17 protein-coding genes are annotated in these 19,925 nt (G+C 67.3%); 8 read left to right on the forward strand and 9 right to left on the reverse strand.

Features of this window, described 5'->3' with window-relative positions:
- Positions 1-106: 106 nt before the first annotated feature.
- The 3 genes from EV192_RS17825 to pepN all read right to left on the reverse strand — a co-directional run bounded on the left by EV192_RS17825 (position 107) and on the right by pepN (position 5,349).
- Positions 107-1,882, reverse strand: a complete 1,776-nt coding sequence (locus EV192_RS17825; protein ID WP_243726918.1) for an ABC transporter substrate-binding protein — start codon at positions 1,880-1,882, stop codon at positions 107-109.
- 227 nt (positions 1,883-2,109) lie between these two features.
- Positions 2,110-2,751 carry a helix-turn-helix domain-containing protein gene (locus EV192_RS17830; protein WP_132116571.1) on the reverse strand — a complete coding sequence of 214 codons (642 nt, stop codon included), beginning with the start codon at positions 2,749-2,751 and terminating at the stop codon, positions 2,110-2,112.
- A 21-nt stretch (positions 2,752-2,772) separates the two neighbouring features.
- Positions 2,773-5,349, reverse strand: a complete 2,577-nt coding sequence (pepN, locus tag EV192_RS17835) for an aminopeptidase N (protein ID WP_132116573.1) — start codon at positions 5,347-5,349, stop codon at positions 2,773-2,775.
- A gap of 86 nt (positions 5,350-5,435) precedes the next feature.
- On the opposite strand from pepN, the gene EV192_RS17840 reads away from it, so the two are divergent.
- On the forward strand, positions 5,436-6,182 hold the full coding sequence (locus EV192_RS17840; RefSeq protein ID WP_132116575.1) for an SDR family NAD(P)-dependent oxidoreductase: 747 nt from the start codon (positions 5,436-5,438) through the stop codon (positions 6,180-6,182).
- Between the two features lie 5 nt (positions 6,183-6,187).
- Here EV192_RS17840 and hisC read toward each other — a convergent pair whose 3' ends face one another.
- From hisC to EV192_RS17865, 5 genes are read right to left on the reverse strand one after another with little or no spacing between them, the layout of a single operon-like run.
- On the reverse strand, positions 6,188-7,240 hold the full coding sequence (gene hisC, locus EV192_RS17845; RefSeq protein WP_165960435.1) for a histidinol-phosphate transaminase: 1,053 nt from the start codon (positions 7,238-7,240) through the stop codon (positions 6,188-6,190).
- A gap of 30 nt (positions 7,241-7,270) precedes the next feature.
- Positions 7,271-8,758 carry an aldehyde dehydrogenase family protein gene (locus EV192_RS17850; protein ID WP_132116579.1) on the reverse strand — a complete coding sequence of 496 codons (1,488 nt, stop codon included), beginning with the start codon at positions 8,756-8,758 and terminating at the stop codon, positions 7,271-7,273.
- Positions 8,743-9,018, reverse strand: a complete 276-nt coding sequence (locus tag EV192_RS17855; RefSeq protein ID WP_132116581.1) for a hypothetical protein — start codon at positions 9,016-9,018, stop codon at positions 8,743-8,745. Before EV192_RS17855 ends, EV192_RS17850 begins: the two co-directional genes overlap by 16 nt.
- Positions 9,019-9,024: 6 nt before the next feature.
- A complete protein-coding gene (locus EV192_RS17860) occupies positions 9,025-10,176 on the reverse strand; it encodes a nitrilase-related carbon-nitrogen hydrolase (protein WP_132116583.1) in 1,152 nt (383 codons plus the stop codon).
- A gap of 5 nt (positions 10,177-10,181) precedes the next feature.
- Complete coding sequence (locus EV192_RS17865) at positions 10,182-11,753, reverse strand: phytoene desaturase family protein (protein ID WP_132116585.1); 1,572 nt, start codon at positions 11,751-11,753, stop codon at positions 10,182-10,184.
- Between the two features lie 285 nt (positions 11,754-12,038).
- Here EV192_RS17865 and EV192_RS17870 point away from each other — a divergent pair, with 285 nt between their 5' ends.
- From EV192_RS17870 to EV192_RS17890, 5 genes are all read left to right on the forward strand, one after another.
- Complete coding sequence (locus EV192_RS17870) at positions 12,039-13,673, forward strand: thiamine pyrophosphate-binding protein (protein WP_132116587.1); 1,635 nt, start codon at positions 12,039-12,041, stop codon at positions 13,671-13,673.
- Between the two features lie 16 nt (positions 13,674-13,689).
- Positions 13,690-14,481: an IclR family transcriptional regulator gene (locus EV192_RS17875; protein WP_132116589.1), complete on the forward strand. Its 792-nt coding sequence runs from the start codon at positions 13,690-13,692 to the stop codon at positions 14,479-14,481.
- The gene (gene larE, locus EV192_RS17880; RefSeq protein WP_132116591.1) at positions 14,478-15,299 is read left to right on the forward strand and encodes an ATP-dependent sacrificial sulfur transferase LarE; all 822 of its coding nucleotides are present in this window, start codon (positions 14,478-14,480) and stop codon (positions 15,297-15,299) included. Before EV192_RS17875 ends, larE begins: the two co-directional genes overlap by 4 nt.
- Positions 15,296-15,970 carry a nickel pincer cofactor biosynthesis protein LarB gene (larB, locus tag EV192_RS17885; protein ID WP_132116593.1) on the forward strand — a complete coding sequence of 225 codons (675 nt, stop codon included), beginning with the start codon at positions 15,296-15,298 and terminating at the stop codon, positions 15,968-15,970. Before larE ends, larB begins: the two co-directional genes overlap by 4 nt.
- Positions 15,971-16,269: 299 nt before the next feature.
- On the forward strand, positions 16,270-17,223 hold the full coding sequence (locus EV192_RS17890; RefSeq protein WP_132116595.1) for a hypothetical protein: 954 nt from the start codon (positions 16,270-16,272) through the stop codon (positions 17,221-17,223).
- A 54-nt stretch (positions 17,224-17,277) separates the two neighbouring features.
- On the opposite strand, the gene larC is transcribed toward EV192_RS17890, so the two are convergent.
- Positions 17,278-18,486: a nickel pincer cofactor biosynthesis protein LarC gene (larC, locus tag EV192_RS17895; RefSeq protein ID WP_132116597.1), complete on the reverse strand. Its 1,209-nt coding sequence runs from the start codon at positions 18,484-18,486 to the stop codon at positions 17,278-17,280.
- A gap of 117 nt (positions 18,487-18,603) precedes the next feature.
- Between larC and EV192_RS17900 the strand changes: the two genes are divergently transcribed.
- Both EV192_RS17900 and EV192_RS17905 read left to right on the forward strand, forming a co-directional pair.
- A complete protein-coding gene (locus EV192_RS17900; protein ID WP_132116599.1) occupies positions 18,604-19,590 on the forward strand; it encodes an NAD(P)/FAD-dependent oxidoreductase in 987 nt (328 codons plus the stop codon).
- 15 nt (positions 19,591-19,605) lie between these two features.
- Entirely contained in the window at positions 19,606-19,917 is a 312-nt protein-coding gene (locus EV192_RS17905; RefSeq protein WP_132116601.1) for an indolepyruvate ferredoxin oxidoreductase subunit alpha, read from the forward strand.
- Positions 19,918-19,925 lie beyond the last annotated feature (8 nt).

Raw genomic sequence — 19,925 nt, forward strand, 5'->3', positions numbered from 1 at the left:
CAACCCGTCGCAACAGGGGTGGCTCCGGTGTGGAACAAGACGACAGAGTGTTACCCGCGCGGCGGGAAGGCGCATCTCGCCCGCCCGCCGCGGGGTGTCGGTCCCGTCAGTGGGCGGGCTTCAGGCGGTGCAGGACCAGCTGCAGCGACGGGTCCAGGTAGTAGCCCCAGTTGTAGAAGTCGTCGGACAACGGCCAGCCGGTCCAGTGCTTCGTACTCACCGGGTTGATCTGGTAGTTGTACAGCAGCGGCACCGACGGCAGGTCCTGGTAGAAATACGGGATCGCCTCCTGGAACAGCTCGTCGACTTTCGGGTCGTCGGGCGAAAGCTGGGCGATCTGGTCGACATAGCCACCGTATTTCTTGGCATTCTCGGTATTCCAGCGGAACGGGTTGGAATAGAACGAGGCGACATTCTTCCCCGCTGGCGCGTCATGGCTGACGTTCAGCGAGTCAAGCGATGGCAAAATCCCGACGACAGTTCCGCATGTCCCAAAGAACAGGTTGGCCTTGAAGTCACCGGAAAGCTCGGCGCGAACGAAGTTCGAGACCGTCTTCTTGTCCTGGCTGGCATCGATACCAGCCCGCCGGAGCTGCTCGACCACAGCGGCGGTCACCGCGTTCTTCGGCGCGGAGTCGAAATTGGTGACGACCAGCGACAGTGGTGTCCCGTTCTTCTGATAGATACCGTCGCCGTTCTTCTGGTAACCCGCGGCCTGGAACATCTCGGCCGCCTTCCGCTGGTCGAAGGTGGCGACCTGCTGGGCCAGCGCGGCGCCTTGACCCTTGAGCCCGTCGATCGCCTTGTTGGGAATGGGGTAATCCGAGAAGATCGACGAGTTGATCTTCGATGCGCCCTGGAAGGCAGTGTCGATCAGGCCCTTGCGGTCGATCGCGTAGCTGACCGCCCAGCGCAGCGCCGGATCGTTCCACGGCGCCGTGGTCGTGTTGAAATCCAGCGAGTATCCACACACGTCGGGTGCCCCGTATGGAGCCGTGTCCTGCCATGCGTGGATCTGCGGGTCGCGAGCGCGCAGGGACAGGAAGGTGCCCGTGGAGATCTGCTCGGCTTGGTCGAGTTCACCGTTCGCCAAGGCGGCGGCACGGTTGGACTCGGTGCCCAGAGCGGTCCATTTCAACGTCGTGGGAGCAGGCAGCGACATGAAGCCGGCGTTGACGCCCCACCAGTTGTCCAGCCGGGTGTAGGTGAAGGTGTTCGGCGTGACGCCGCTGAGCTTGTACGGTCCGGTACCGACCGGCCAGCCCTTGCCCAGGTCGAAGTTGTTGAAGGTCTTCGGATCAGCCTGCTGCGCCCAGATGTGCTTGGGCAGGATGATGACCGCCTGACCAGCCACCGCCGTCCCGAACAGGTTCGCGTCCAGGCGCGGGTCGGGATGAGCCACCTTCAGGCTGACGGTCAGTGGATCGGTGGCTGACACCGCGGCGAGGTTGGACACCGCCGCGACTCCGCTGTCGCCGAGTTTGCCGGCCTTGATCGCGTCAAGGGTGTACACCACGTCGTCGGCGGTGAAGTCCTGACCGTCGGACCATTTGACCCCGGGATGCAGCTTGAGCAGCCAGTCGGTGTAGGTGGGATCACTGGTCATCGACAGGCCCAGCCATGGCTGCAGCTTGCCGGTCCTGACGTCGCTGATGAACAACGGCTCGTAAACCGACTGGATCAGACCATTGTTGCCGTTACGCGAATACGGGCTGAATTGGGTGGTGGATTCAGGCATTCCTGAATCCATGTCGAAGACAACCGTACCGGCGCGTTGGCTGTCCAACGGTCCCGAGCCGGACCCGCCGGTGCATCCGCCGGCGGCAATTGCCGTCACGAGCATAGCGGCGACCAGCCCGCTGATGACCCTTCGTTGTGCCATGGCCAAGTCCTCACTCTATCGGGATTTGTCACCCGGAAGCGTGCCCAGGGTCGCGCCTCGATCGCCGATTTGCCGAACGCCGGAATCTCACCGGCAGCCGGAATACTTTGTGCTCGTGTGACCCAGCACCCGTTCACCAGAATTTTGATGACGGTGAAACTGTCACGATGGACCACCACTGTCAAACATCGAGGTCCGCTCACCGAACCCGGGGCACGCCGACACCGCTACAGTGAGGGTGGCGTGATCGCGGTGACGATGAGGACATCGACATCACCGATGTTGCGACTGCGATGCGGATGCTTGCTCAACTGGTAGATCGCGTCGCCGGGTCCCAGCTCGTAGTACTCCTCCTCCCCCGCGGGACCGACCCACACCCCCACCCGGCCCTGGATCACCAACCCGCACTCCTCACCCTCATGGGACAACGGCTCCGGCCCCGTGTCCTGTCCGACCGGGATGACCACCCACATCATCTGCAACGCCCGGCCGAGATCCGGCGTCAGCAGCTCGTTGTGGATCCCGGAACCGGGATAGATGATCGTCTTCCGCCGGTCGGCCCGCACCACCTCGGCATAGCGGGCACTCTGCTCCAGCCGCCCAGCGGCCCGCCCCCACCCGGAGGACCCAGGATCGCCGTCAGCCAACAGATCCGCCATCGACAACCCGAACGCCTCGGCGAGGTTGTGCAGTGTCCCCACCGACGGCCGAGCCAAATCCCGCTCAAGCTGACTCAGGAAGGACACCGAAATACCACACTGAGCCGCCAACTCGCGCAACGTCAACTTCCGGGCCTTGCGTTCATGCCTGATCCGGGCCCCCACCGAAGGCTCCTTGGGCATCTGATGCTGTCCGCCAGTCACGGTCATGGTGATACCACCTGAGGTTGTTCATTGGTTGCCGCACGTTGTCGGCGCGTCCGAGTCGCCGGCGAGCGCGAGACGATGAGTTCGCGTCGCCCGTCGCAACAAGTCCCAGCGGTCCAGCAGCATCTTGCGGATCCTGGCGGGCACACGGGTGTCGCTGCCCAGGTCCGCGAGACCCTCGACGCAGTCGTCCGCGGCGACGGTGAGCGGGAACGCCACGGCCGCGGCATACAACGCGTCGTACCGTTCCTCGGTGAGCAGCATCCTCATCTGCGCCAGGTACGCGTGCACGTAGGGTGCGAGCAGTTCGCCCTGCAGGGGCTGCCAGAAGGCATCCGACAACCATTCACGCTGCGTGCGGCAGGGCAGGTGCTCGCGGAACATCAATTTCAGCCCGAGGTCCTTGGCGCCTGCCGTACCACGCGCACTTCGCACGATCGAGGCCCGCGCGGGTGCGTCCGGGTCCGGATCGCGCGTCGCTTCGGAATCGAGCTTCTCGTCGCCGATCCAGCACGCACCGACCAGACGCTGGAGACACAGCCACCTCAGCGCGTGATCGTCGGCGTCCCGTGCCAGCAGAGTGGCAACGTGGTCGAGATGATCAGTCCGCACGGCGGCGCGCGTGAACCCATACCGCAGGCTTTGGGTCAGCTGTCGGCTGTGACCCGGCCCGTCCAGCCGGCGCAGGCAAGCGTCCGCGATCCGGCCCAACGATTCCGCGCGTTTCTCCGGCGGAGTCCAGATGGTCGCCGCGTCGTACGCCAGCGACACGACCTGTTCGAGCTGTGCCGGGCTGTCCTCCACATCCACGCAGCCACAAGCAGCGTCGACCACCGCTGAGGCAGGCAGTTGAGCGTCGACCATCATGTCCTCCAGCGTGGTCAACGCCACCGCTCGAGGTAATACGAACGGCAGTCGCCACGGCTGCGCGAGCGACGCCGTGGAATCCTGGTCGACCCGCATCTTGACGAAGTCCCGGTCGTCGTCGTTCGGCAGCAGCAGACTCGCGACTGGCGCGCCTGCCAGTTCCGCGAGCTCCGCACCGTCACCGTTGACTCGCAGCGTCAGCTGCTGCCGCAGCGCAAGGTGGCCGCTGCCGGTGTCGTCGTAGACACCGATCCGCACCTGGTGATCGAGAGGCGGCGAACTAGGGGTACGGTGGCGCACGCTCACCGCCGTATATGTGCCACGTTTGTGTTCCGTATGGACGGTGAGCAGATCGGTGCCGCTGCGTTCGAGCCAGCCGCGCGCCCACGACGCCGCATCCAACCCGGAAACGGCGTGGACCTCGGCGAGCAGGTCCGACAACTCGGTGTTCCGCCACGCGTTCCTGGTGAAGTATCGCCTCAACGCGGCACGGAAGGCCTCCTCGCCGATAGTCGCGGCGAGTTGTCGGAGCACACTGGCGCCCTTCGCATAGGTGATCATGTCGACGCTGGCTTCGGCCGCGTCGATGTCAGGCACCGCGCCGTTGACGGCGTGCGTGGTAGGCGCCTGGTCCGCCCGGTAGCCACCCCGCTTGCGACGGTACAAGAAGCTGGCCCAGCTCTCGCCCTCGCCGATGATCGTGGCCAGAGCGGAGAAGGCGGCCCAATCGGCGAACGACTCGTTCAGCCACAGTCCGTCCCACCAGCGCATCGTCACCAGGTTGCCGAACCACATGTGCGCCATCTCATGCAGCAGCACGGTCGCCCGCATCTGTCGGGTGAGGCTCGACGGCTCGGACCGGAAGATCACCTCGTCCGTCCAGCACACGCAGCCGAAGTTCTCCATCGCCCCGCCGAACTCCGGCAGAAACACGTAGTCGTAGGAGTCTCCCGCGTACGGGACTGCGAACTGCTCCTCGTAGTGCGCGAGTCCTCGCTGTGTCAGCGAGATGATCTCCTCGGCGGACCGGTCGAGTTGCCCGCGCAGCGACTGACGCGAATGCAGGCGAATCGGAATGTCCTGATAGCGGCCCTCCACCTGATGGAACGGCCCGGCGCAGACGGCGAACACGTAGGTTGGCAGGCGTGGCGTACGGCTGAATCGCCACGTGTCCGCACCACGATCAGGCGCGCGGCTGATCCCGTTGCTGACACAGATCCACTCCGACGGCACCGCGACCGTCAGGTGGAACGTCGCCTTCAGATCCGGCTGATCGAAGCACGCGAAGATGCGCCGCGCCTCGAAGGCCTCACACTGGCTCCAGACGTAGACCCGCCCGTCGCTGGGATCCACCGTTCGGGTGAGCCCTCGGCCCGCGGTGGCCCCGGACCCGGCCGAGTGCTCGGCACACACCAGCAGCGTGTTCTCGGCGAGGAGAGGCCCGAGCCTGATCCGTCCGGGCCGCACGACGGCATCACCCTCCAGCGCCACGCCGTTCAGTTCCACATTGGTCACCCGTTCGGCGACCAAATCGATCCAGGTGCTCGCGCCGGGTTCACCGCACGTGAAGCCGACCTTGGTTCTCGACGAGAAGCTCGGACAGTCGGCAAGCCGGGTCAGATCCAGGTGAACCTCGTACTCGCCGACCTCCAGAAGCCTCGCCCGCTCCGCTGCCTCGCGCCGGTCCAGTCCGCCGTCGACGACCGCGCCCGCGCCAACCAATTCGTCATCCATAGACCGTCCTCCTGCGCATGCGAGCGTAGTACTGTTCCATCAAACTTCTTCACCCTCATCAAAATCAAGTCAACGGAGGAGCCAGCATGCCCTGGGCCGTTGTCACCGGAGGTTCGCGCGGTATCGGAGCGGCAGCGTGTCGTGCGCTGGCCGAGGAAGGCTTCGACGTCGCCTTCACGTGGCACACGAACGACGCCGCGGCCTGCGTGACCGCCCAGGCGATCAGGGACGCGGCCCGTCAGTCCAGATGCGACCGCGTCGACATGGGCAGCCTCGACGAAGTCGCGGCGTGGGCCGGCGCGGTGGCGGAGGAGCTCCGACCTCAGGTGCTCGTGGTGAACGCCGCCGAGACGTTCCGGGGCGCGCTCGAGTCCCACACGCCGGATGTGGTGCGCCGCATCCTGGACGTCAATGTCGTGGCGCTCGTCGAGCTCGCCCGGCATATCGCGCCGGCACTCGCGGCGAGCGGGGCTGGTGCGATGGTCACGATCGCGTCGATGAACGCGGTCCGCGGTTCCTCGAACAGCGTCGCCTACAGCGCCAGCAAAGCGGCCGTCCTCGGCCTTACCCGGTCCCTGGCGGTCGAACTCGCGCCGCGGGTGCGGGTCAACGCGGTGGCTCCGGGGATCATCGAGACCGACATGAATGCCGAGCCACTGGCGGACCCGGACACCGTCGCGGCGGTCAAGCGGTCGCTGCCACTCGGTCGCGCGGGTACCCCTGATGAGGTGGGGCGACTGATCGCCTGGCTGGTCGGCCCGGCGGCCAGTTACCTGACCGGTGGCATGATCGCCGCCGACGGTGGCGGGCTCGCCGTGTTTCCCGTGTCCTGATCGGACTACGACCCGCTGAGCCAGTCCGACAGGACAGCGACGACGCGCTCGTTCTGCTCGCGGGTGCCGACGGTGATGCGGAGGCCCCCGTCGAGTCCGAACGACGGCCCGGTCGGTCTGGTGATGACGCCCTGCCGGTTGAGAGCGGCGTCGAGCGACTGGACGTCGTGCAGGCCGACCACGAGCACGTGATTCGCCTGCGAGGGCAGCACCCGAAATCCGAGCGCCGTCAGCCGGCCGGTGAGATAGGCGCGCCCCTCACGGTTCACGCGTTGCGACAGTTCAATGTGGTCGGTGTCCCCCAGAGCTGCCTGTGCGGCGCGTAGTGCGACGCTGCCCACATGGAACGGCGGCTGCGCCGCGCGCAGCGCCCCGGCCAGCGTCGGAGACGCGAGCCCGTATCCGACGCGGAACGCCGCCAAAGCGTAGATCTTGGAGAAGGTTCTGGTGACAACGACTCTGCAACCCTCCCGGAGGAACTCGACTCCGTCCACACGGGACTCCGGATCGACGAACTCGCCGTACGCCTCATCGAGCACGACCACCACCCAGGGCGGCAGCGCGTCGAGCAGCGTGACGATCTCGGTGCGGGACAACGCCAGCCCTGTCGGGTTGTTCGGGTTGGTCAGGAACAGCAGGCGGGTCCGCTCGGTGACCGCGTCGAGGATGCCGTCCTGGTCGAACGCGTAGTCACAATGCGGAACGGATACGACGCGTGCGCCGGCGGCCTCGGCGCCGATCCGGTACATCGCGAAGCTCGGTTCCGGGACGACCGCCTCATCGCCAGGACCGAGCAGTTCGGCCGCGACCGCCAACAGAACGTCACACGACCCGTTCCCGATGACCACCGCGTCGGGACCGAGCCCGACGTGTCGACCGACGGCGGCCGCAAGGTCCGTCAGTTCGATCCCCGGATAGATGTGTCCGGTACGGGCCGCGCGGCCGGCCGCCGCCACCGCCCGTTCCGACGGCCCGATCGGGCTCTCGTTCGAGCCGAGCTTGACCACGGTGTCGACGCCGAGTTCGCGCCGAAGCGCGTCGGCCGTTTTTCCTGCCACGTATGCCACGTCTGTCCCGTTCGGATTGATTCAGTCGTACCAGCGCAGGTGCTGCCCGGGTTCGGCGAGACCCACCACGATGCTCTTCTTGATTGTGAACGCCTCGATGCCGTCGCGACCGAGATCCTTGCCGATGCCGGTCATCTTGTAGCCACCGAACGGGGCCTCGGCGAACGGGATGGCCGGGAGGTTCACGAATATCGACCCGGCCTCGAGCGACGCGGCGACGGTGTGGGCGACCCGGAGGTTGTTGGTGTGAATATTCGCCGACAGCCCGTACATGTTGTCATTCGCCAGGCATACGGCCTGGTCCGCGGTCTCGAATGGAATGACCGCGAGGACGGGGCCGAACACCTCCTCCCGCGCGAGTGTCGAGCCGTTGTCGACACCGTCGAGGATGGTGGGCCGGTAGAACGTGTCCATCAGCCCCGGTACCGCCACCGGCGCCCCTCCGGTGACCAGCTCGGCACCCTCGGCGATCCCCGCCCACACCCGCCCGTGGACGGAGTCCAGGTGGGATCGGGAGATCAGCGCCCCGATCTGGGTGCCCGGGTCGAGTGGGTCCCCCACGCGCAGTTGCTCCGCGCGCCGGACGAGCCGGTCCACGAACTCCGCGCGGATGTCCTCCTGCACCAGCAGCCGCGAACCGGCCGCGCAGACCTCGCCCTGGTTGAGGAAGATCCCGAAGAGGGTGGCCTCGATCGCCTCGTCCAGGTCCGCGTCCGCGAAGACGATGTTCGCCGACTTGCCACCGCACTCGAGGGTCAGCGTCTTCATCGTGTCGGCGGCGCGGGCCATGATCCGGCTGCCGACCGCGGTCGAACCGGTGAAGCTGATCTTCGCGACGCGCCGGTGCCTGACGAGCGCTTCGCCGACTGCGGCGGGTCCCGTGACGACGTTGAACACGCCTGGGGGGAACCCGACCTCCCGCGCGAGTTCGGCAAGCCGCAACATGGACAGCGGTGTCACACCCGCCGGTTTGAGGACGACCGTGTTTCCGGCCGCGAGGGCGGGCGCCACCTTCCAGCTGCCGATGGACAGCGGGCCGTTCCACGGCACGATGGCGCCGACGACGCCCAGCGGTTCGCGGACGGTGTAGTTCAACAGCGGCATCGACGAGTTCGGGATCGTCTCGCCGTAGAGCTTGTCGGTCCACCCGCTGTAGTAGTCGAAGCAGGCCGCCGTGCCCGGGATGTCGAGCTCACGCGTCTCCCGGATGGGTTTGCCGACGTTCCGTGTCTCAAGCTCGGCGAGCTCCTCGGCATGGGCATCGACCGCGGCGGCGAGCGCACGGAGCAGCAGCGCCCGTTCGCGCGGGGTACTGCGCTTCCAGCGAGATTCGTATGCGACTGCCGCGGCGTCGACCCCCCGGTCGACGTCCTCGGCCGTGCTCCGGGCAACGGTTGCCAGCACCGCACCGGTGGCCGGGTCGAGCACCTCTGTGCGGTCGTCGCCCGACGACGCCACGAACTCACCGTCGATGAAGTTGCCCCAGGCCCGCACTATCGCCGCCGCCATCCAGCCCTCCTGTCCGTACTGTGGCTGCCCTGGGCACCCTGCCGCCGTCGCCACAGCAGCAGCGGCAGGCCGAACACGTATCGGATGATGGCCGGACGCAGTGCGACGCGCAGGAAGGCGATGACGTCGCCCGGCTGGATGTAGGCCTTCACCTTCATGGCGCGCTCGTCACCGCCACTGGTGATGACCAGGTCGTCACCTTCGCGGGCGAGCCCGCCGATGGTGAACTCCATCCGGGCGAGCTTGGTCACGACGCGCATACCGGATCAGTCCTTCCGAAGGATGCCGCGATCCTGCGCCCGCCGCACCCTGGAGGCCAGTAGATCGGGCATGTCGTCGGCGGTCAGGCCGGCCGGCGGAGCGAACTGGCCCCGCCCGTACAACACCCGCATCGACTCGCGGGCACCGTTGACCTTCTCGGCCAGATTGCGCGGCGGGGAGCCGTCCGGGAAGAGGTTCGCCGGGTAGATGGGGTCGTCGTACATCTCGCGGAACGGCTCGGTCCGCACGTCGATCCACGTGTTGTGGTTGGCGACGGTACGGTGCTCACGCAGGCCTTCGATGTCGATGGTCGCGGCGATGATCTGCTCATTCGGGTAGGGCGCCTCGCGCAGCACCATGCCGGTGTAGTCGATGATCATCGATCCACCGGGGCAGAACGCCTTGGGGTAGTACGCGTAGTTGACCTGGCCCCAGTTGGAGCCGAGGAGATAGCACATGGTGTCGTGCGCCCTCGCCCGGCGGGTGAACATCCAGAAGTCCCACGGGCGGCTGACCCCTTCGAACTCCTGGATCGCGCCGGGGTGGCAGATCACCTCCGCGCCGTTGAAACCGAGCGCACGCGAGACCTCGGGCGTGCAGCCGTCGTGGCAGGTCATCGTGCCAAGGCGGCCGATCTCGGTGTCGATGACCGGGAACAGGTCCTTGATCGAGTTCCCGTAGGTCTTTCCATAGTCGTCGTAGAGGTCGTGCGGGCTCGACCCCAGGCCGAGCGTGGCCGGGATGTGCCACTTGTGGTACTTGAGCGCGACATCGCCGTTCGGGTCGAGGACGAACGCGGTGTTGAACCAACGGTCCGGGAACTCGGGCGTCACCTCGATGACCCCGCCGCCGGCGATGTAGATGCCGTACTCGCGTGCCTTCGCGGCGAGCACCTCCAGCTCCGGTCCTGGTACCCGGATCGCCTTGTCGAGGAACTGCTTGATGCCGTCCTCGCCCTTGCCCGGCGTGGTCACGCCCTGCATGAAGTACTCGGGCAGCACCACGAGCCGGACCGGAACCTCCCAGAAGTAGCCGACTCCGAAGTCGATCAACTGGGTGATCCGCTCAAGGTTGGCGTGGATGCCCGTGGTGTCGCGGGCGACGGTCACCTCGGGCTGGATGACCAGAGCGGTGTACTTCTCGATGCGACGGGTCATGGTGTTCACAGCTCCCGCTCGCGAAGGCCGAGGTCCTCGAGGATGACGTTGGCGGTGATCGTGCCCGCCCCGGAGATCGCTCCACCGGGGTGGCAGTACGGGCCCGCCATGTAGAGGTTTCGCAGCGGGCCACGGAAGTCCGAGTAGCCGGCGAACGGCCGGAAGACGCCACCCTGCGACTGGCGCATCGCCCCGCCGGTGGTCGTGCCGTTCACCAGGCACGGATTGTCCCGTTCGATGCTCGGGCCGGTTTGGATGAAGCTGCCGAGAATGTTGTCCGTCGTCATGTTGGTCGTGTATTCCCGCAGTTTCGGCAGGATCACGCCCCAGAAGTACTTCTCGCCGACCTCGTCCCAGTCTGATCCGTCCGCGAGTTCGATCGGCACGAAGGTGTCGACGATCAGCGTGTGTTTGCCGTCGGGAGCGCGGGTCGGGTCCTTGCGCGTCCAGCACGCGACCCACAGGAACGGGTTCGTCGGGGCGATTCCGAGTTCGATCTCGGCGTACTGCTTGCGGATGTCCTCCACCGAGCCGGCGATGCGCTGGAACGGCGTCTGGTTCATCTCGTCGCCGTTGCGGTAGTTCGGCGGTTCGTTCAGCGCCAACTGACCGCGCACGATGGTGAAGTCGCCAGGGTTGTAGTTGCTTACCTTGGTGAGAAAATCCTCGTCGAGCACACCGTCGTCGAACATAGGCCCGAAGGACAGCTTCGGGTTGAGCGTGGTCACGACGGCTTTGCTCGCGGTGAAGGTGCGGCCGTCCGCCAGCTCGACACCAGTGACCGCGTCGCCGTTGGTCAGGAACCTGCAGACGGGGGCCTGGGTGAGCACGGTGCCGCCGTAGTTCTCGACCATCCGCGCGAGCGCCTTAGGGAGCTCGATGGTGCCGCCCTGCGGAATCGACTCGCCGAACTCGTGGATCGCCGGGATCATGATGTAGAACAGCTCGCCTCGGCCCTCCTGCCACGGCCGGTTGCCCGGTGCCGTCGCCCAGCTGAGGATGAACGAGCGGACGTGCTCGTTCTCGAAGTTCTCCATAACGAAATCGAGCGGGCTGAGCGTGAAGTTGCGCAGCATCTCGATGCCCTCGGGGGTCGTCTCCAGCATCGACGACATCACGCTCGGCGGGTTCGGCGGCGAGAACATGCCGGTCACGAACCCGTCCCGGATGTTGACGAAGTTGTCGTAGATCTCGCGGTATCGCTGGGCGTCCCGCTCCGAATATCGCGCGATCGAGGCGCAGGTCTTGTCGATGTCGCGGTGGACGACGATCCCGGGCCCGTGCTTCATCGGGTGTCCGGTGATGTGGTCCTCGGCCCAGATGTAGGTCAGCCCGAAGTCGCCCACGAGTTCGGCGATGATCTCCTTGAAGTCCGGGTTGACGTGGATCCACACGTGCGACGAGCCGTACAGGTCGTGCTTGAACCCCGGCAGCGTCACCTCGTCGGTGGTACAGGCGCCGCCGAGGCGGGTGTGCCGCTCGAGGACGATGACCCGCAACCCGTTCTTCGCCAGCACGGCCGCGGTGGACAGCCCGTTGTGGCCCGCACCGACGACGATGACGTCAAAATCCGACATGTACGCGGTTCCCCGCTTCCCGAAAGTCACCGGGCTTAACGCCCGGGCCAGCCATCCCCACTGGACTGAAATTTTGATGGCAGTGAACGTCACACCTACCGCGCGGCGAGTCAACGAGCCGGGTCCGCTCACCGGACCGCCGGCTACCTGGAACACCAGGCCACACGCTCGTGGACCAGCCCCTTCCTGCCGGCGCTCTCACCGGCAAGGCCTTGTGATCGAGAGCACCCCGGGGTACCGTGCTGAAAATTACACTCTCATCGAAATTTGGGAGCCTCTACGTCAATGATCAACGACACGGTCGCGGCCACAATCGTCCGGTACCTCCGTCATTTCGGCATCGACACGGCCTTCGGGATTCCCGGGCTCTACAACATGCCGCTGTTCGACGCGCTGCGTAAGTCGGACATGCACGTGGTGACCGTGCGTCACGAGCAGGGTGCGGCGTTCATGGCCGATGGTTATGCGCGCGCGACCGGCCGTCCCGCGGCGGTCGTGACGCTCCCAGGGTGTGGCGTCCTGAACGCGATGACCGGCCTCAGCGAGGCGTACGCCGATTCCTCGCCAGTGCTGTTGCTCAGCACCCAGGTCGCAAAGGCGCACATCGACAATGACGGTGGGCTGCTGCACGAGCTGACCGGCCAGTTCGACGTCGTCGACGCCGTCATGAAGCACAGTGAGCGGCTCTACGCGGCCGGCGGCACTGTCGCCGTGTGTGAGCGCGCCTTCCAAGCGCTCGCTGCCGGGCGTCCCCGGCCGGTGCAGATCGAACTGCCGCTGGACGTACAGGACGAGCTGGTCACGGCTCCGGAGTCCGGCGGCGTGCGATGGGACGACCGGCCGCGAACGGAGCTGAGCAGCGAGGCGGCCACGGAGCTGGAGCGGGCGCTGAAGGCCGTTGCCGCAGCCGAGCGACCACTGGTCATCGCCGGCGGCGGGGTGGTCACGGCCGCCGCCGCCGCCGAGCTGACCACGTTCGCCGAGCGCCTTGGTGCGCCGGTGCTGACGACCGGTATGGGCGTCGGATCGATCCCGGGCGACCACCCACTCGCATGCGGCGTGTCCTGGATCGCCGCTGCCGACGTCACCGGCCTGGTGGCGACGGCGGACGCGGTCGTCGCGATCGGCACCCGGTTCAACCAGGGCATGACCGCGGAATGGGGGCTCGCCCTACCGGAGACAACGCTCCGGATCGACGTCGACGCCGCCGAGATCGAGCGCAACATCCCCACCCGCTACCGGGTGGTCGGCGACGCCAAGCTCGCCCTTGCCGCGGCCCTCGGGCACCTCAACCGTTCCGGCGTTGACAGGGCCGGGAAACCGGACGAAGCGATGGCCGCCGCCCAGCGCGCCTACGTCGAGGCACAACACCGGCGCGTCGGCTCGACGCGGCCGTGGTTCGACGCGCTGCGCGGCGCACTTCCGGACGACGCGGTCATCGCCGCGGACATGTCGCTGTTCTGGGCCGACATGCTGGGCTCCTTCCCGGTGGCGGCCCCGCGGCAGGTGCTGTTCCCGTGGGGTATGGGCACCCTCGGATTCGGTGTGCCGGCAGCGATCGGCGCGAAGATCGGCGTAGGCGCGCGATCGGTCGTATCGATCGCCGGTGACGGTGCCTTCCAGTTCACCGGCGCCGAACTCGGCACCGCGGTGCAGCAGCGGCTGGCGCTGCCGTTCGTCGTCGCCAACAACAACGCCTACGGAATGATCAAGATGCAGCAGCTCGGCAAGTACGGCGCTGACATCGCGGTCGACCTCCCGGCCCCGGACTTCGTCGCCCTTGCGACGGCGTACGGGGCGCACGGCGTCCGGGTCGAACGGCCTGAGGAGCTCGCCATCGCGCTCAAGGACGCCTTCGTCGCGGATGGACCGACGGTCATCGAGGTGCCATGGGGAACGAGCTTCGCCCGTCCCGAGTGAACGGAAGGAAACGCTGATGTCGCAGGATGCCGCGGTCGACATCGACGTCGACCCGGGCAACTCCGTGCTCGGCAAGCTCACGCTGCTGCTCGACGCCTTCAGCTTCGACCATCCCGAGCTCTCGCTGTCGGAACTGGTGCGGCGCAGCGGCCTGCACAAGCCGACAGTGCACCGGTTGTGCACCGAGCTGATCCACTGGGGTTATCTCGAGCGCCACGGCATCCGCTACCGGCTCGGGATCCGGCTGTTCGAGATCGGGCAGCGAGTCTGCGACCAAGGACTGCTGCGGGACGCGGCGCGCCCGGTGATGGACGAGTTGCAGCGGATGACCGGCGGCGTGGTCCATCTGTCCGTGCGCAGTGGCACGGAGGTGCTCTACGTGGAGAAGATCACCGGCCGGGCGCAGGTACAGCCGAGTCGGATCGCCGGCCGGATGCCGATGCACTGCACCGCGTCCGGCAAGGTGTTGCTCGCCCATGGCAGTCCGGAGTTGGTGAACGCTGTCCTGGCCGGCGGGCTGCGCCGGCTGACGCCGTACACGATCACCGTACCGGCGCAGCTGACCAAGGCGTTGGCTCAGGTGCGTGCGGCGGGCTTCGCGAAGGAGTTCGAGGAGACCAGGCACGGCTACCTGAGCGTCGCCGCGCCAGTCCGCGGTGCGGGGCACGAAGTCGTCGCCGCGCTGTCGTTGACCGTACCTACCGTCCGCGCCGACGTCCCGGCGCTCGCACGGGCCGTGCTGCGAGGCGCAGCGGAGGCGTCGGCGCGCTTCGCCGGCGCGGGACGTCGTGCGGGGGTGACGGCATGACATCGGATGCGGTGTTCGTCGATCGGGTGATGGCCGCACTGCGGCCGTATCAGCGTGTGGGCGTCGCACTCTCGGGTGGCGTCGATTCGTCGGTACTGCTTGCGCTGGCCGCGCGCGCTCTCGGGCCTGAGAACGTCGTGGCGATCACCGGTGTCTCCGCGAGCGTCCCCGCGTCCGAACGGACCGCCGCGCGAGAGGTCGCCAGCCATGTCGGTGTCGCGCTCCTGGAACTGGAGACGCACGAAGCGGCACGGGCCGACTACGTCCGCAACGGCCCCGACCGGTGCTTCCACTGCCGGGACGAGCTGTTCAGCCGCATCTCGGACGAAGTGCTGGAGCGGGAACGGCTGGACGCCGTGGCGTACGGCGAGAACGCCGACGACAGCCGGCGCCTGGACCGGCCGGGTGCTCGCGCGGCGATGGCGCACGGTGTGCTCCGTCCGCTCGCCGAAGCGGGCATGGACAAGGCGGCAGTACGCCGGGTGGCCCGCGTCCTCGCCCTGCCCACGGCGGACCGGCCCGCGTCGCCCTGCCTGGCATCCCGGATTCCGCATTTCGAACCCGTCCTGCCACAGAAGCTGCGCCAAATCGAGGCGGCCGAGAGTGCCCTGCACGCGCTTGGGTTCGCCGACTGCCGCGTCCGGCACCACGGCGACGTGGCGCGGGTCGAACTGCCGATCGAGGACCTGCCGCACGCCCTCAACGCAGCTCGGCTCGCGATGCTGCAGGCCGTCCGAGACGCTGGTTTCCGGTTCGTCACGGTGGACTTGGCGGGGATGCAGTCTGGTGCCTTCACCCTGCCGTTCGTGACGCGATGACGTGGCGCTCACACCCACTGCCGGCCGAGCAGCAGATCGAACTCGACGGAACTCGGCGGGAGCGGCGCGGCTACCCTGAGGCGGTTTACTGCGAGGGCAAAACCGATGCCCAGCTCGTCGAGATCGCCCGCCAGGTCGTGAGAGCGGGCACGCCCACGCTGTTTACACGCATCCGTCCCGAGCAGGTCGACGTGCTCACCGATGCCCTCCCGGACGCGGTCTACGAACCAACGGGCCGGATCGCGGCCTGGCCTGGCGAGGCACCCGCCGCGGTCGGCGGTCTGGTGGCCGTGCTCGCCGCCGGCAGCTCGGACGCCGCGGTCGCGGTCGAGGCGCACTTCACCGCACGGCATCTCGGTCGGCCCAGCGAGCTGGTGATCGACGTGGGAGTGGCGGGGTTGCACCGGGTGCTGGGGAAACTCGACTTGTTGCGCGCCGCCCGCGCGATCGTCGTCGCCGCCGGCATGGACGGCGCGTTGCCAAGCGTGGTCGCTGGCCTGGTGGGTGCGCCCGTCATCGCGGTCCCGACATCGGTGGGATACGGCGCCGCGTTCGGCGGGCTCGCGCCGCTGCTGTCGATGCTCAACGCCTGCACACCGGGTGTCGCGGTCGTCAACATCGACAACGGTTACGGCGCCGGCCACCTGGCCGCGCAGATCGCCGCGCCCTAAGGGCCTGTTTCCGACCCCCTTGGAAGGTGTCTCTGAACTAGGCGTGCGATCACGGGTCGTGACCGGTTGGCGGCTGGTGGGGGTGGATACGGTGCTGGGTGGGGGTGTCGGCGTGAAATCCCCCGACCCGAGGGCGGACGGGCCAACACGTTCCGTGCCGGCGTCCCATCTTCGTGGTGTGCGGCCCGAGGTGGCGGTTGATGGTGAGTGGCGCCGGCGTTCTGGGTGGTGTTGAGCTGCGGCAATGTCCGACGTGCGATCCTGGGTTGCCGAGGTCAGGGCGCGGGCATGCTGTGTAATTGGGGAACACGCTGCTGAAGCTGCGCCAAGCGGGCGGGTGTCCTGGCCGGCCGACCTTGAACCCTGGTTCCGGCGAGCTGGTCGTCGCTGGCCTGGTCGCCGTAGTCGGGTTGCTGCCTGCAACGCGCGGCCGAGCAGCCGCCGCGCGGCGGCACTGCGGACGTGCTCAACTGGAGCGTATGCTCTGCATGGTGCCCACCGAAATAGGCGGATTAGTAGGATGGGACGACCAGTTCCTCGAATCGGTACGACGCAGGACCCGAGAAGCTGAAGATGGTGCTGTACTTGTCAGCTTGGTGTTCAGTCATCCTAAGTCAGTGGTGTTCCGCGACCTCAAGTGCGAATACGCGTACCTGAACACTCGGTCCGGGACGGCGTGGGACCTGCACTTCGTCGGTTACGAGTGCCCCGGCCCCCTGAAGCAACTGCCCCCATCGAAAGCCGGAGTACCGCTCTGGCGGTTCAGGCCGGAGCAGTTTAACGCCATACGTCAAATGGTACAGAACGAGCATCGACGAGAGTTGGGAACCAGCAACAACCCATTCCCACCTACCGATGCGCGGTACTATCGTCATGAGCGGGAAACATTGGGTAAAGACAAGCCAAGGCTTCCTGGATGGCGGTATAGCGGCAGGCCGGAGTTGGTGAGCTTCATGGCCTATCCTAAGGACTACGCCCATGAACTCATTGACTGGTTGTCACTTCGCGCCGTTCAGCTTGTCGACGCCAACGGCAACTATCTCGCGCAGTCACTCAGTGAAGTCGTCGAGATTATGAGCGATTGGCGCCATCATGATAGCGACGCGTTGCGCGGGTTGGCACCAGGTGAATCGCCGGTCGTTGTGTCTGCGCTACCGATCGGAAAAGCCCTACGCGCCACAGTATCCGTGTTGGCGGCAGGGGTTTCAGGCAATGCAGCTTACGATCTGATCAAGTTGGCAATCAATAATTAGGTAAGCAACTCTCGAAGCTGGCCCGAACCGACAATGGCCGTGCCCGGTCTACGGCTAAGGCACCGGCGAGGGCGGCCACGTCGCTCCGGTGACAATGCCCGCTGCAGCAGCCGCTGCGTGGGCTTCACCGAGGACCGTCGCCACCGGCAGACGCCTGCTCTGCGCGAGCGACACGACGTCGTCGAACTCGGGCATCGCGTTGAGCACCCGGCCCCCGTCATGGGCGACCTTGAGCCGTACCTCCACCTCCGCGACGGTCACGGTGATGACCGCACGCGGCAGCGCGCGTTTCGTCGCCCGGGTCTCGCGGACACCGATCGTCGTCGTCAGTGCGAAGATCCGCTGGCGTAATGCGCCGGCGGCGGACGCCGCGCACAGCACCGTGAGCGTATGGCCGGGCCTGCCCTTCTTCATCAGTATCGGAACGAGCCACGCGTCCTTCGCGCCCGCAGTGAGCAGGTCATCGAGCACGGTCGGCCACACCCGCGGATCAAGGTCGTCGACATTGCACTCGATCACCAGCTCGTCTTCCACTGACACGCTCGACGCGCTCGTGGTGCCGAGCACCGCACGGACGACGTTGGCCCTACCGGGCACGTCTCGCGTCCCCGCACCGATACCGACTCGGTCGATCACCATGTCGGGGAGTTCGCCAGGTTCGGTCAGCGCGGCGAGGAGGGCGGCACCGGTGGGTGTCGCGAGTTCACCCTCGCCGCCGGCGAAGACCGGCCGGCCCCGGACCAGCTCCAGCACCGCGGGCGCCGGAACGGGAAGGTCACCGTGCTCGCCGTGCAGCCGACCGGATCCCAGCGCGAGGCGGCCGGCCACCACCCGCTCAACGGTGAGCGTGTCGAGCGCGGCGCACACTCCCACGACGTCCGCCACGGAATCAGCCGCGCCGACCTCGTGGAAGTGCACCTTCTCGACTGGGCAGCCATGCACGACGGCCTCGGCCCGTGCCAGCCGCTCGAACGCACGCAGCGCCCGATCACGCGCCGGCTCCGGAAGAGCCGCGGTGGCAAGCGCCCGTCGCAGGTCTGCCCAGGTCCGTCGCGGCGCGCTGGCTTCCAGCGTCTCGACTCGGAGTCGCCGCGCACGGAGTCCGGCGCGCCCGACCTCCTCGGTGCCCAGCCGCACCGCGCCCGGCAGCACAGCGTCCACCGCGGCCTGCACCGGCTCGAGCTCGACGCCGAGGTCGAGCAGTGCGGCCAGCATCATGTCGCCGGCGACGCCGGCGGACACATCGAGCCACAGCAGCGCCACGTGACTCACCTCCACCGATCGAGCCTGGCAGACCGTGCCGCGTGGCGTCGCGCGAGAGAGTCTGGTGAGCGGACCGATTCCGTTGGGCCACACCGCCGCCGTTCCTACCGTCGACGTGTGAGTGAAACACCAGCCGAGGTCGACGTCCTGATCGTCGGCGCCGGGCCAGTCGGCCTCTATGGCGCGTACTACGCCGGCTTCCGCGGCCTGCGCACCGCGGTGATCGACGTACTGCCCCAACTCGGCGGCCAGGTCATCGCGATGTATCCCGAGAAGCCGATCTTCGATATCGCGGGCTTCCCCCAGGTCACCGGCCGGGTACTGATCGAGAACCTGGTCGCCCAGGCGGCGCCGTTCGAGCCGGTCTACCTACTCGGCCGCCAGGCCGTCACGCTTGGTTACGACGACGGCCTGCCGACGGTCACGACCGCGGACGGCAGCACCATCGGGGCGAAGGCCGTGATCCTGACCGCCGGCCTGGGAACCTTCACACCGCGGCCGCTGCCCGCCGCGACCGGATACGAGGGCCGCGGACTCGCCTACTTCGTGCAGCGGCTGGACGACTACGCCGACAAGGACGTCGTGATCGTCGGCGGGGGCGACAGCGCGTTCGACTGGGCGGCAACGCTCGAGCCGATCGCGCGATCGGTGACGCTGGTGCATCGTCGTGATCGGTTCCGCGCTCACCGGGGCACGGTGGCGGCAGTCCAGCGCGGCACCGTGCGCATGCTGGTCAACAGCGAGGTGACCGAGGTCCGCGGCGCCGACGCGGTCGAGACGATGACAGTGCGCAACACGTCCGACGGAGTCACGCAGGACGTCAAAGCCCAGGCGATCATCGCCGCGCTCGGATTCACCACGCACCTGGGCCCGCTCGCGAAGTGGGGGCTGGACCTGCGCACCCGGCACATCGTCGTCGACACCCGCATGGCGACGAACCTGCCGCGCGTGTACGCGGCCGGTGACATCGCCGAGTACCCCGGCAAGGTGCGGCTCATCGCGGTGGGGTTCGGCGAGGTCGCGCTCGCCGTCAACAACGCCGCCACGGTGATCGACCCCGACGCGCAACTGTTTCCCGGTCACTCGACCGACGCCGCCGCCTGACTTAAGGAGACATCAGTGGCATTCGTGATCACCAGCGCCTGCGTCGACGTGATGGACCGCTCGTGCCTGGAGGAGTGCCCGGTCGACTGCATCTACGAGGGCGGCCGCAAGCTCTACATCCAGCCGAACGAGTGCATCGACTGCGGCGCGTGTGAGATTGCTTGTCCGACGCAGGCGATCGTCCCGGACCGTACGGCCGACCCGGCTGACCGGGAGGACAACCGCGCCTTCTTCGAACTCGTCCTCGACGGCCGGGACGCACCGCTTGGGTCCCCTGGCGGTGCTGCGGCCGTCGGGCCGCTGGGTGTGGACACCCCCGAGGCTTGATCGCCGGA

It is taken from the genome of Actinocrispum wychmicini, from assembly GCF_004345645.1.
GTDB classification, from domain to species: Bacteria; Actinomycetota; Actinomycetes; order Mycobacteriales; family Pseudonocardiaceae; genus Kibdelosporangium; species Kibdelosporangium wychmicini.